8 protein-coding genes are annotated in these 11,813 nt (G+C 71.3%); 7 read left to right on the top strand and 1 reads right to left on the bottom strand.

Going from position 1 to position 11,813, the window contains the following annotated elements; all coding sequences use genetic code 11:
- Nucleotides 1-2: 2 nt before the first annotated feature.
- Complete coding sequence (locus tag IQ210_RS34605) at nucleotides 3-911, bottom strand: LysR family transcriptional regulator (protein ID WP_194083128.1); 909 nt, start codon at nucleotides 909-911, stop codon at nucleotides 3-5.
- A 300-nt stretch (nucleotides 912-1,211) separates the two neighbouring features.
- Between IQ210_RS34605 and IQ210_RS34600 the strand changes: the two genes are divergently transcribed.
- From IQ210_RS34600 to IQ210_RS34570, 7 genes are all read left to right on the top strand, one after another.
- On the top strand, nucleotides 1,212-4,424 hold the full coding sequence (locus IQ210_RS34600; protein WP_194083127.1) for a crotonase/enoyl-CoA hydratase family protein: 3,213 nt from the start codon (nucleotides 1,212-1,214) through the stop codon (nucleotides 4,422-4,424).
- Nucleotides 4,425-4,457: 33 nt separating this feature from the next.
- Complete coding sequence (locus tag IQ210_RS34595) at nucleotides 4,458-5,633, top strand: thiolase family protein (RefSeq protein WP_194083126.1); 1,176 nt, start codon at nucleotides 4,458-4,460, stop codon at nucleotides 5,631-5,633.
- Nucleotides 5,634-5,647: 14 nt separating this feature from the next.
- Complete coding sequence (locus tag IQ210_RS34590; RefSeq protein WP_194083125.1) at nucleotides 5,648-6,049, top strand: Zn-ribbon domain-containing OB-fold protein; 402 nt, start codon at nucleotides 5,648-5,650, stop codon at nucleotides 6,047-6,049.
- 24 nt (nucleotides 6,050-6,073) lie between these two features.
- A complete protein-coding gene (locus tag IQ210_RS34585; RefSeq protein WP_228048934.1) occupies nucleotides 6,074-7,591 on the top strand; it encodes an aldehyde dehydrogenase family protein in 1,518 nt (505 codons plus the stop codon).
- Nucleotides 7,592-7,618: 27 nt separating this feature from the next.
- Entirely contained in the window at nucleotides 7,619-8,704 is a 1,086-nt protein-coding gene (locus IQ210_RS34580) for an NAD(P)-dependent alcohol dehydrogenase (RefSeq protein WP_194083124.1), read from the top strand.
- Between the two features lie 58 nt (nucleotides 8,705-8,762).
- On the top strand, nucleotides 8,763-9,500 hold the full coding sequence (locus IQ210_RS34575; RefSeq protein WP_194083123.1) for a glucose 1-dehydrogenase: 738 nt from the start codon (nucleotides 8,763-8,765) through the stop codon (nucleotides 9,498-9,500).
- A 148-nt stretch (nucleotides 9,501-9,648) separates the two neighbouring features.
- Entirely contained in the window at nucleotides 9,649-11,787 is a 2,139-nt protein-coding gene (locus tag IQ210_RS34570; protein WP_228048933.1) for an acyl-CoA dehydrogenase family protein, read from the top strand.
- Nucleotides 11,788-11,813: the final 26 nt, after the last annotated feature.

Raw genomic sequence — 11,813 nt, 5'->3', positions numbered from 1 at the left:
GGTCACAGGGGGTTGTCCTCGTACCTGTCCTTCAGTACGGCGAGCACCTCCCGCAGACCCGGCACGTGTTCCTCGGCGGTCTTGCGCCAGGCGATCCCGGCCCGCAGGCCCATTCCTGGTTCGTCGAGCGGTACGACGCGAAACGCCGGGGAGTCGTAGATCCGTGTGGCCGGAAGGTCGTCGCCGAGAACGGTGATGGCCAGGGCGCCGGTGCGCAGGACGTGGGCGGAGAGCTGCACCAGGTCGTTGTGCGGGAGGTCGACGAGGCGAGTGACCCCGGCCTCCAGGAGCATCGCCCTGCTCTCGGCCACCACGGAGGGATGCACCTTGGCGGAGGTCATGAGCACCTGTCGGCGGCGCAGGTCCCGCAGGGTCAGTGAGGGGCGGTCGGCGAACTCGTCGTCGGCCGCCATCGCCACGCCGAACGAGCCCCGGGAGATCAGCAGGCTTTCCAGATCGGCCTGGCCGGCCGGGAGATGAACGACGGCCAGGTCGATGTGACCCGCGGTCAGTTCCTCAAGGAGTTCGGCTGAGGGAGCGAGAGTGAGAGGCAGTTCGACGTCGTGGGCGATCTCTCCGTAGACGGCGAGGACGGCGTCCAGGACCTTCGGCGGGGCGAGCGGAGCCGCTCCGACCCGGCAGAGCTCGGCGTCCGCGTGGTCACGGGCGAAGTCGTGCAGGCCGTCGAAGGCTCGGACCACCTCTGCCGCCCGTCCGCGGAAGGCGTCACCGAAGGATGTCAGTTCCACGTGGTGGTGCTCACGGACGAACAGCTCACGGCCGAGTTCGTGCTCGAGCTCCCGAATACGGCGGCTCAGCGGTGAGGCGGTCACGTGCAGGCGCTCCGCTGCCCTGCCGAAGTGCAACTCGTCGGCGACGGCCAGGAAGTAGCGGAGCTGCTGGATGTCCACGAGGCCAGTAGATCACCGGTCCCGCGCCCGGCTCCAGACAGCTGCGATGTTGCCGTTCCGGACACGTGCACATCAGCGAAACGGACGTGTACAGATGCCTTCGCCCCGGGCGAGGCTGGTTCAAGGAAACACGGAGTTCAAACGGCCGACACGCAGCCGTCGCAGACCTCCGACGCGCGCCGGTACGGCCGTTCGTCCCCCGTACCCCGGACGTGACCCTCCCTTCGCCTCGGCCTCGGGCAGGTCCGCCATGCCCCGCGTCGGTGTGCGGCGCGGCAGGCCCGGTTTCGGAGGCGGACGATGAGCGAAACAGTGATCGGCGTTGCCCCGCAGGCCCCTTTGCAAGGGGTGCGGGTGGTGGACACCACCGACGGGCGGGGCGAGGGAGTGGGCCGCTTCCTCGCGTCCCTGGGTGCCGACGTGATCCTGGTGGAACCACCGGGCGGCGCCCGCGCCCGACGTAGGGCGCCGCTGCACAAGGAGACCAGTCTCTACTTCGCCGTCCGCAACGCGGGCAAGCGGGGCGTCATCCTCGATCCGGAGACCGAGGAAGGCCGCCGTGCCCTGCTCGCGCTGCTGGAGACGGCGGACATCTGGGTCGAGTCCGAACGGCCGAGTACGCAGGACCTGGCATACGAGCGGGTAGCAGCCCGCAACCCGCGGCTCGTGCTGCTCACAGTGAGCGACTTCGGACTGACCGGCCCGTACGCGGGCTACGCCGCGACCGACGCTGTGCACGCCGCCCTCAGCGGCCTCCTGTCCCGCTCCGGCCTGCCGGGGCGCCCGCCGCTGCCGCCGCCCGGGTCGATCGTCACCGAGGCCGCCAACATCCAGGCCGCCCTGGTGGCGCTGCTCGCCCACTACAACAGCCTTCACACCGGGCATGGCGACCACGTCGACTTCTCCGTGCACGAGGCCACCACCCAGGTCATCGACCCGGGCTTCGGCATGGGCGGTTCCGCCACCGGCGGGCTCCGCCCCGCCGACCTGCCGCCCGGACGGCCCGCGGCCGGGCACCTGTACCCGATCTTCCCCTGCGCCGACGGCCTGGTCCGCATCGCCGTGCTCAACCCCCGGCAGTGGCACGGCATGCGAGCCTGGCTGGGGGAACCGGAGGAGTTCACCGACCCGCGCTACGACAACATCGCCCTGCGCTTCAAGAAGGCCGACCGGATCCAGGCCCTGATCGCAGCCCTGTTCGCGGACCGCACCCGCGACGACCTCGTACGCCAAGGCCAGGAGCACGGAGTCCCCATCGCGGCCGTGCTGAGCCCCGGCGAGGCTCTGCGCGCCGAGCACTACCTAGAGCGCGGCGCGCTCACGGACACCGAACTCTCCCCCGCTCTCGCGGCACGCGTGCCCACGGGCTTCCTGGAGATCGACGGCGTCCGCATGGCTGCGCACCGCCGGGCTCCGCTACCGGGAGAACACGACGAGGAGGTGTTCGCCGAGATCCGCGCCGTTGACGGGGCACGACAGCCCGAGACGCGTCCGGAGAACGCGCGGCCCGAGCGCACGCACCCCCTCGCCGGCCTGCGCGTCCTCGACCTCGGCGTGATCGTCGCCGGAGGCGAGCTCGGCCGGATGCTGGCCGACCACGGCGCCGACGTGATCAAGGTGGAGAACCGTGCCTTCCCCGACGGTGGACGGCAGTCCCTCACCGGCGAGGTGATCACCGCGTCGGCCTCCTGGGGACACCGCAACAAGCGCGGACTGGGCCTCAATCTGCGCGATCCGCAGGGCGTCGCCCTTTTCAAGCAGCTCGCCGCGGAAGCGGATGTCGTCCTGTCCAACTTCAAGCCCGGCACTCTCGAATCCCTCGGCCTCGGTCCTGACGTCCTGCTGGCCCTCAATCCGCGCCTGGTGATCGCCGACAGCAGTGCCTTCGGGGCGAGCGGACCGTGGAGCCGCCGTCTGGGGTACGGCCCGCTGGTGCGCGCCTCGACCGGCCTGAGCGACGTGTGGCGCTACCCGGGCGACGCCAATGGACACAGCGACTCGATCACGATCTATCCGGACCACGTGGTGGCGCGGGTCGGTGCGGCGGCCGTGATCGCCCTGCTGGTTCGGCTGCGCAGCGTGGGGCGGGGCGGAACGGTCGGCATCGCGCAGGCCGAGGTCATCCTGGACGCGCTGGCGGAGCAGTTGACGGGTGAGTGGCTCGTCCCGGGTTTGCCGCACGGAACTGCGGACGGGGTGTATCCCTGCGCGGGAGACGATCAGTGGTGTGTGATCGGGGTGCGCGACGAGGCCGACTGGCAGCGGCTTTCCGCCACAGTCGGACGCCACGACCTGGCCGCCGACCCGGACTTGGCCGACGCCGAGGGACGCCGCGCCCACCGAGCCCGGATCGACGAGGCCATCTCGTCCTGGACGCAGACACGCACCCCCCATGAGGTCACCGAGCTGCTCCAGGCGGCCGGCGTCCCGGCGGCGCCCATGCTGCGCGTGGGCGAGCTGCTGAGGGACCCGCAGCTGGCGGCGCGTGGCTTCTTCGCCGAGCTGCGGCAGCCGACGCTCGATGAGCCGCTGCCCACCGAGGCCCGCCTCGCCCACTCCCTCCACCTCGCCGACCCGCCGCTGCGCCCCGCTCCGCTGCCCGGCGAACACACTCGCGAGCTGAGCCGCGAACTCCTCGGTCTGTCCGACACCGAAATCGATCGGCTCATCGCCCGGGGAGTGCTCGAAACCTACGCGTCTTCCAAGGAGACACAGTCCATGAATCCCACCCCCAAGCCGGTCCTGGTGGAGCGTCACGGCCATGTCATGGTCATCACCCTCAACCGGCCCGAGGTCCGCAACGCGATCAACGCGGCGGTCACCCGAGGTGTCGGCGCGGCGCTGGAGGAGGCCGACCGTGACCCGGAGGTCCGCGCCGTCGTCATCACCGGCGCCGGCGACAAGGCGTTCAGCGCCGGCGCGGACCTGAAGGCGGTGGCCCGCGGCGAAGACATCATGCCGCCGGAGACGAAGGAATGGGGCTTCGCCGCCTACGTCAACCACCACATCGGCAAGCCGACCATCGCCGCCGTGCGGGGCTTCGCCCTCGGCGGCGGCACGGAGATCGCGCTGGCCAGTGACCTCGTCGTGGCGTCAGAGGACGCGTCCTTCGGGCTGCCGGAGGTCAAGCGGGGCCTGCTCGCCGGCGCCGGCGGTGCCTTCCGTCTCGCGGCCCAGCTTCCGACCAAGGTCGCCATGGAACTGCTGCTGACCGGCGACACGCTGGACGCCGCCACCGCCAGGTCGCTCGGCCTGGTCAACCGGGTCGTGCCCGGTGACCAGGTACTGGCCGAGGCGCTCTCCCTGGCCGAGCGCATCTCCGCCAACGCCCCGCTCTCCGTCCAGGCCAGCAAGCGCATCGCGCGCGGCATCAACGACGGGCGGATCGAGACCGAGCAGAGCGCCTGGAAGCTCTCCGACCAGGAAGCACAGGGGATCTGGGTGTCCCAGGACGCGCAGGAAGGCCCGCGGGCCTTCGCCGAGAAGCGTGCCCCCGTCTGGCAAGCCCGCTGACAACCGGTCTCCGAAGAAAGGCAGTTGACCATCGTGACCACTGACACCGCCCGAGGCCCGGTCATCGCCGGCCTCGGCATTACGGAGACGGGCAAGGTGTACGGCCGCAGCGCCGCCGATTTCGCGGCCGATGCCGTCCGCCGCGCCGCCGACGACGCGGGTCTCACCCTCTCCGACATCGACGGCCTGCTCACCAGCAGCGGCGTCATGCCGGGCGTGGGACTGAGCCTCCAGACCGAACTGGGCCTGCGCGACCTACGGCTGCTGTCCGAGATGCAGGCGTACGGCTCCACCGCCGGCGGCATGGTGCAGTACGCCGCGATGGCGGTCCGCGCGGGCATGGCCGAAGCCGTCGCCTGCGTCTTCGCCGACGCACCGCTCAAGGAGAAGACCTCGGCGGGCGCTCTCTATTCGGGTGCGGGCCTGGGCACGTCCGGCTGGATGGGACTCACCGCGGCGGCCGGGATGATCAGCGCCACCCCCCAGTACGCGGTGGCCGCCCGCCGCCACATGGACACCTACGGCACCACCAGCGAGCAGTTGGCCCACATCGCGGTGGCGCAGCGGGCCTGGGCGGGCATGAACCCACGGGCCCAATTCCACGACCCGATCACGGTCGAGGACCATCAGGCGTCGCGGCTGATCGCCGAGCCGTTGCACCTGCTCGACTGCTGTCTGGTCAGCAACGGCGGCGTCGCCGTGATCGTCACCACCGCCGAACGCGCCGCCCATCTGCGCAAGCCACCGGTCCACCTGCTGGGCTGGGCGCAGGCCCACCCCGGCTATCCGATGAACCGCGACAGCGACCTCGGCCTGGTCAGCGGCGCCGCCCAGGCGGGCCCGGCGGCCCTGAAGATGGCCGGGGTCACCATCGAGGACGTCGACGTGGCCGAGCTGTACGACTGCTACACCTTCACGGTGCTCCTCACCTTGGAGGACTACGGGTTCTGTGCCAAGGGCGAGGGCGGGGCCTTCGCGGCGAGCGGGGCGCTCGCCCCGGGCGGGTCACTGCCTGTCAACACGGGCGGCGGTCAGCTCTCCTCGTACTACCTGTGGGGCATGACCCCGCTGTCCGAGGCCGTCATCCAGGCCCGCGGCGAGGCGGGCGAACGGCAGGTGTCCCGGCACGACGTCGTCCTGGTCAGCGGCAACGGCGGCTGTTTCGCCCACCACTCGACGCTCGTCCTCAGCCCCCACGCCCGCGCCTGAGCCCTGGAGCCACCATGACCGTGCCCGTCATCCACCGCGACACCGCCACCGAAGTCTTCTTCGACTCCACCGCACGCGGCGAACTCCTGATCCGCCACTGCGCCGACTGCGGGGCGCACGCCGCTCCCCAGTCCGGCGCCTGCCCCGTCTGCCAGAACCCTGTGACGGCCTGGGCGGCAGCCGCCGGCACGGGCACCGTGGTCGCGTGGACCGCCGTCCATGGCCGCCCGGGCGACGGCGCTCCCGCCTCCGAGGCCGTGTCGGCGCTCATCGAACTCACCGAGGGGCCCTGGCTCTACGCCCCCCTGCGGAACCTGGGTCCCGGTGAGCGCCCCTGGACCGGGATGTCCGTGGTCGTCGCCTTCGAACGCCCCGAGGGCGGCGAGGCGATCCCCGTCTTCCGCCCCACCGTCTGAACGCCGTACGAAGGAAGCCCCCGCATGAGCGCTATGCCCCTGAACGCCGCAGTGCCCCTCCCGGTCAGCCCCCCGGCCGACCTCCAGCGCCGACTCCTCGACGCCCAGCGCGCCGCCTTCCTTGCAGAAGGACCTCCCTCCGTCGGCGTGCGGCTCGATCGCATCGACCGCTTCCTCGCCTGCGTCCTGGAACACGCCGAGGAACTGTCCGTCGCCCTGGACGCCGACTTCGGCTCACGCCCCCCGCTGGCGAACCTGGCAAGCGACATCGTCAGCGCCATCCCCGGCGTGGAGGTGATCCGCCGAGACCTGGCGGCGTGGATGGCGGACGAGGAGGTCCCCGGCTCGGCCGAAGCCGGGACGCCCGCCTTCGTCCAGACCCGCCCGAAGGGTGTGGTCGGGGTCGTCGGGCCCTGGAACTTCCCGGTCGCCCTCGTCGTCCAGCCCGCGATCGAGGCGCTGGCCGCCGGCAACCGCGTGATGATCAAGTTCTCGGAGGTGCCCGAGCGGACCGCCGAGGTGTTCGCCCAGGCCGTGGCCACACGCATGGCCCCCGAGGAAGTGGTCGTCATACGCGGCGATGTCACCACCGCGTCGGCGTTCTCCTCCCTCCCCTTCGACCACCTCATCTTCACCGGCTCCCCCGGGGTCGGTGCCAAGGTGGCCGCGGCCGCCGGGGCGAACCTCGTCCCGGTGACACTGGAGCTGGGCGGGAAGAACCCCGTCGTCCTCGGCTCGGACGCGGACGTCACCCAGGCCGCCGAACGCGTCTCCGGCGTACGGCTGCTGAACGGCGGTCAGATCTGCCTCTGCCCGGACTACGTCTTCGTCCCCCGAAGCCACGTGGACGCATTCGTCGGCCGGTACCAGCAGGCCGTCCTGAGACACTTCCCCACCTGGCTGGACAACCCGGACGTGGTCTCGATCGTCGACGACAAGAACTTCGACCGGGTCACGGCGCTCGTCGCTGACGCCGAGGCGAAGGGCGCCCGCGTCGTGACCATCGCCGCGCCGGAGGAGGTCGACGCCCTGCCCCGGCGCGCCGGACGTCGCATAGCACCCACTGTGCTGCTGGACGTGACCGAGCACATGACCATCGCGTCGGAGGAGGTCTTCGGACCTGTCCTCGTCGTGTACCCGTACGACGACCTCGACGAGGTCATCGCATACGTCAACGCCCGGCCCAGCCCGCTCGCCGCCTACTTCTTCGGATCCGACGGACCCGAGTTCCAGCGGTTCATCACCCACACCACCTCCGGTGGAGTATCCCGCAACGACCTCGCCGTCCACTGGGGCATCGAGGGCGCGCCGTCCGGCGGCGTCGGGCGCAGCGGCATGGGCGCGTACTCCGGGAGGACCGGCTTCCTGACGTTCAGCCACCGCCGGACCGTGGCCGCCAGCACCTCTCCGATCGGGCTCGCCCAGCAGATCCTGCCCCCGGCCGGAAAGGCCGAGACAGACGCCCTGCGCGGCTACGTGGCCCACACCCTCGACGCCATCCGGCACCGCAGCCTCGAAATCAAGCCTGCGGGCCGGCCCTGAGAAGACCGTCCGCGCCAGGAGGACGACATGCGCACCCAGGCCGCCGTTTCCCACGGACCCGACACCGGCTTCACGATGGAGGACATCGAGATATCCGACCCGCGCCCCGACGAGATCCTCGTCCGCCTCACGGCGACCGGCGTCTGCCACACCGATCTGGCCACCAAGGCCATGCTGCCCGCCGGCATCCCCGCCGTGTTCGGGCACGAGGGCGCCGGCGTGGTGGAAGCCATCGGCGCCGAGGTCACCGGCGTGCGGCCCGGCGACCACGTCGTCCTGAGTTACAGCAGCTGCGGCAGCTGTACGCGGTGCGCCACCGGACACCGGTCGTACTGCGAGCGGTTCGAAGCCCTCAACGCCGCCGGACGCCGCCCGGACGGCAGCGCGACCCTCACCGGCCGGGACGGCGACGCGTGGTCCTCCTTCTTCGGCCAGTCGAGCTTCGCCCGCCACGCGATCACCACGCGCGAGAACGTGGTCGTCGTCCCCGAGGGCACCGACCTGGTGACCGCCGCGCCCATGGGCTGTGGGTTCCAGACAGGCGCGGGATCGGTGGCGAACGTGCTGCGGCCCGGCCCGGACTCCAGCCTGGTCGTGTTCGGAACCGGCGGGGTCGGCATGGCGGCGGTCATGGCGGGGGCCGCGCTGGGCGTCGGGACCATCGTCGCCGTCGACCTCTCCGAGCAGCGGCTCGATCTGGCGGCGCAGGTGGGCGCCACCCACACACTCGACGGAGCCGGTGAGGACACCGTCGGCCGGATCAGGGACATCACCTCGGGAGGCGCCACCCACGCCTTCGACACCACCGGGGTCCCCACGGTGATCCGCGACGCCGCCCGGGCGCTCGCTCCTCTGGGTTCCCTGGCCCTCGTCGCCGTCGGCCCGACGGACGCCGGCATCGACGTCAGAGACCTCATCGGCTACGGAAAGACGGTCCGGGGCTGCATCGAGGGCGACGCGAATCCGCAGGACTTCGTCCCGCTCCTGCTCGACTGGCACGCGCAGGGCCGCTTCCCCGTCGACCGGATCGTCACCGCCTTCCCTTTCGAGGAGATCAACGAAGCGGTCGCGGCCATGAAGACAGACGTCGTCAAACCCGTCCTCACCTTCTGAGCCGGGGGCAGGCCGATGCCCCCGCACCCAAGCCTCGCAATCCCGGGAGAGATCTGGCATGGCACGACTGAACGGCAAGGTCGCCGTCATCACAGGCGCTGCACGCGGCATGGGCGCCACACACGCCCGGCGCTTCGTCGAGGAGGGCGCGTCCGTCGTGATCACGGATGTGCTGAAGGACGAGGGCGAGGCTCTCGCCGCCGAACTCGGGGCGCAGGCGTGCTTTTTCGCCCACGACGTCACCGACGCCGTCGGGTGGCACCAGGTGGTCACGCTCGCGGAGGAGACGTTCGGCCCCGTCGCCATCCTGGTCAACAACGCCGGTGTCGGCCAGGTCCGCCCGCTGCTGGACATGACCGAGGCGGAGTACCGGCGCGTCGTCGACATCAACCAGCTCGGCGTGTTCCTGGGCATGAAGGCGGTCATCCCGTCCATGAGGCGCCTCGGCGGCGGCTCCATCGTGAACGTCTCCTCGACGTCCGGCCTGGTGGGCAGCCCCGCGGGCGCCGCGTACAGCGCGTCAAAGTTCGGGGTACGTGGCCTGACCAAGTCCGTCGCGGTGGAGTTCGCCGCCGAGGGCATCCGGGTCAACTCCGTCCACCCGGGCGTCATCGTGACCCCGATGACGGACGAGTACGGCTTCACCGGCGACCACCCCGCCATCCGCGCCACCCCCATGCGACGCCCGGCCCAGCCCGAGGAAGTCACGGCCCTCGTGCTCTACCTGGCCTCGGACGAGTCCAGCTTCTCCACCGGTGCCGAGTTCGTCGTGGACGGCGGCCAAACCGCGCTGTGACCGACCGCGTCTCCTGCGCCGACCGAAGGGCGCGGGGGCGACCACGTATCAGGTGCACGGGCACACAAGCGGCCGCCAGGCCGCACGCATCGCCGACGGACTCCATTCCGTGAACGCCCTGAACCGCTCCAACCCTGTGAGGAACCGCATGCCTGCCGCCACCCCTCTGATTCCCATGACGCCCGACGAGGTGTCGAGCTTCGCCCAGAGCGTGCGAGGGACTCTCGCGCGCCACTGGGCCGGCCCCGTCGCCGCCCCCGAAGCCGATCTCCTGAAACTCTGGCAGTCCGCCGCCGAGCAGGGCTGGCTGGAGCTCGGCGCCGCGGGAGCACTCGCCGCCGCCGTCGCGGCGGTGCGTGAACTCGGCCGGGCGGCCTGCCCGTTGCCCGTGATGGACGCCTTCGTGGCCACCCGTCTCCTCGCCCATGACGAGAACCTGATCGACGGCATCGGACGCGGCGAGGTGCGCGTCGTCGCCTGCGTCGGTGACGGCAGCGAGCCGCAGGTCCGGCACCTGGACGCGGGCCGGCAGGCCACCCACCTGCTCACCTTCCCCGCGACCGGCGGCACGGCGGTGCTGCGCCCCGTGACGCGGACGGTGGAGACGGCCGGCCTTGCCGTCCCGGCCTGGTCCACGGTGACACCGGGTGAGCCGGCCCTCACCACGGAGATCGACGCGGACACGGCCGACGAGGCGGTGGTCCTGCTCCGCCTCCAGCTCGCCGTCCGTGCCCTCTCGGCAGCCGAGCACGCCCATGAGATGGCCGTCGAGCATGCCAAGCAACGACGCCAGTTCGGCAAGATCATCGGCTCGTTCGGGGCTGTCCAGCAGCGCACCGCCACCTGCCAGATCGACGTCGGCGCGGGCAACCTCCTGGTCGCCGACGCCGTACAGGCTCTGGAGCACGATCTGCCCGACCGGCTCCTCTCAGCCGAGATCGCCGTCGAACACGCCCGTACCGCCGCCCCCCGCGTCCAACTCGGAGCACACCACACTCTCGCGGCCATCGGCTACTTCGAGGAGCACGACGCCCCCTGGCTGTTCCGCCGCGTCCACGGCGACATCGCCCGTCTGCGGACCCTGCCCCGCGCCTTTGGCGACGTGGCCGACATCCTCGTCGAGGGCACCGGATCACTGCCGACGGGCGACCTGGGCGAGACGGGCGAGGCGTTCCGCACCGAGGTCCGCGCCTTCTTCGACACGTACGCCGAAAAGCTCGGCCGCATCGAGATGGGAGAGGACGCGGAACTGGTGCGAGCGGTCGCGGACCGCGGCTGGCTCGGCCTCACCTGGCCCGAGGAAGCAGGCGGGCGGAGTGCCTCGCTGAGCGAACAGGTCGTCCTCAACGAGGAGGCCGCCTACCGGCGGGCGCCCGTCATCAAGGCACTCGGCGCTGTCTCACTGCTCGGCGACTCGGTCCTCAGGCACGGCACACCGGAGCAGAAGGAACGGTTCCTGCCGCTCATCCGCAACGGACAGCTGACCTTCTGCCTCGGCTACAGCGAACCGGAGGCCGGTTCCGACCTCGCCTCGCTGCGCAGCCGCGCGGTCCGCGACGGAGAGGACTGGGTGATCAACGGGCAGAAACTGTGGACGAGCGGCGGTCACGAGGCGGACTGGGTGTGGCTGGCGGTACGGACCGACCCCGAGGCCACCCCCCGGCACGCGGGCATCACCATGTTCCTTGTCCCGATGAACACCCCCGGCATCACCGTGCAGCAGCACCGGGCACTGTCCGGCGAGATCTCCTGCACCGTCTTCTACGACGACGTTCGGGTCCCGGACGACCTGCGCGTGGGCGAGGTGAACGGCGGCTGGAAGGTCATCACCGATTCCCTCGCGAGCGAGCGCGTCGCCATGGGCAACATCGCCGCCGTCCTGCACCGCCAACTCGACGACCTGCTGGCCCTCGCCCGTCGAGACTCCGGCGCCGCAGTCGGCCCGCGCGGCTCCCACGCCCGCGCCCTGGTGACGGAACTGGCCGTCGGCGTGCAGGCCACCCGTGTCCTGGTCGCGGCAGGGCTCCGGGCCGCCGGCCATAGCAGCAGCGAGCGCCTCGCGGCCCCCATGGCCGGCGTCCTGGCAGGTGAACTCGCCGAGAGGTTCGGCGAGGTCGTCCTGGACATCCTCGGCCCTGACGCCGCGCTGTCGGCATCCGCACCCGGCGCGCTCGGCGGCGGGGCCTTCGAATACGGCCTGCGCCTGTCCATCATGTACGTCGTCGGCGGCGGAACGAACGACATCCAGCGCGGCATGATCGCCCGGGGCCTGGGCCTGCCCCGCTGATCACCTGCTCTTCTGTCGTTGTGCTG

The organism is Streptomyces justiciae (assembly GCF_015163075.1).
Classification (GTDB): Bacteria; Actinomycetota; Actinomycetes; order Streptomycetales; family Streptomycetaceae; genus Streptomyces; species Streptomyces justiciae.
This window is presented reverse-complemented; position numbering and strand designations above follow the sequence as displayed.

Excerpts from the sequence above, each read along its gene's own strand:
- IQ210_RS34590 (WP_194083125.1), top strand. The coding sequence starts at position 5,648 with ATGACCGTGCCCGTCATCCACCGCGACACCGCCACCGAAGTCTTCTTC.
- IQ210_RS34600 (WP_194083127.1), top strand. The coding sequence starts at position 1,212 with ATGAGCGAAACAGTGATCGGCGTTGCCCCGCAGGCCCCTTTGCAAGGG.
- IQ210_RS34580 (WP_194083124.1), top strand. The coding sequence starts at position 7,619 with ATGCGCACCCAGGCCGCCGTTTCCCACGGACCCGACACCGGCTTCACG.
- IQ210_RS34585 (WP_228048934.1), top strand. The coding sequence starts at position 6,074 with ATGAGCGCTATGCCCCTGAACGCCGCAGTGCCCCTCCCGGTCAGCCCC.
- IQ210_RS34575 (WP_194083123.1), top strand. The coding sequence starts at position 8,763 with ATGGCACGACTGAACGGCAAGGTCGCCGTCATCACAGGCGCTGCACGC.
- IQ210_RS34570 (WP_228048933.1), top strand. The coding sequence starts at position 9,649 with ATGCCTGCCGCCACCCCTCTGATTCCCATGACGCCCGACGAGGTGTCG.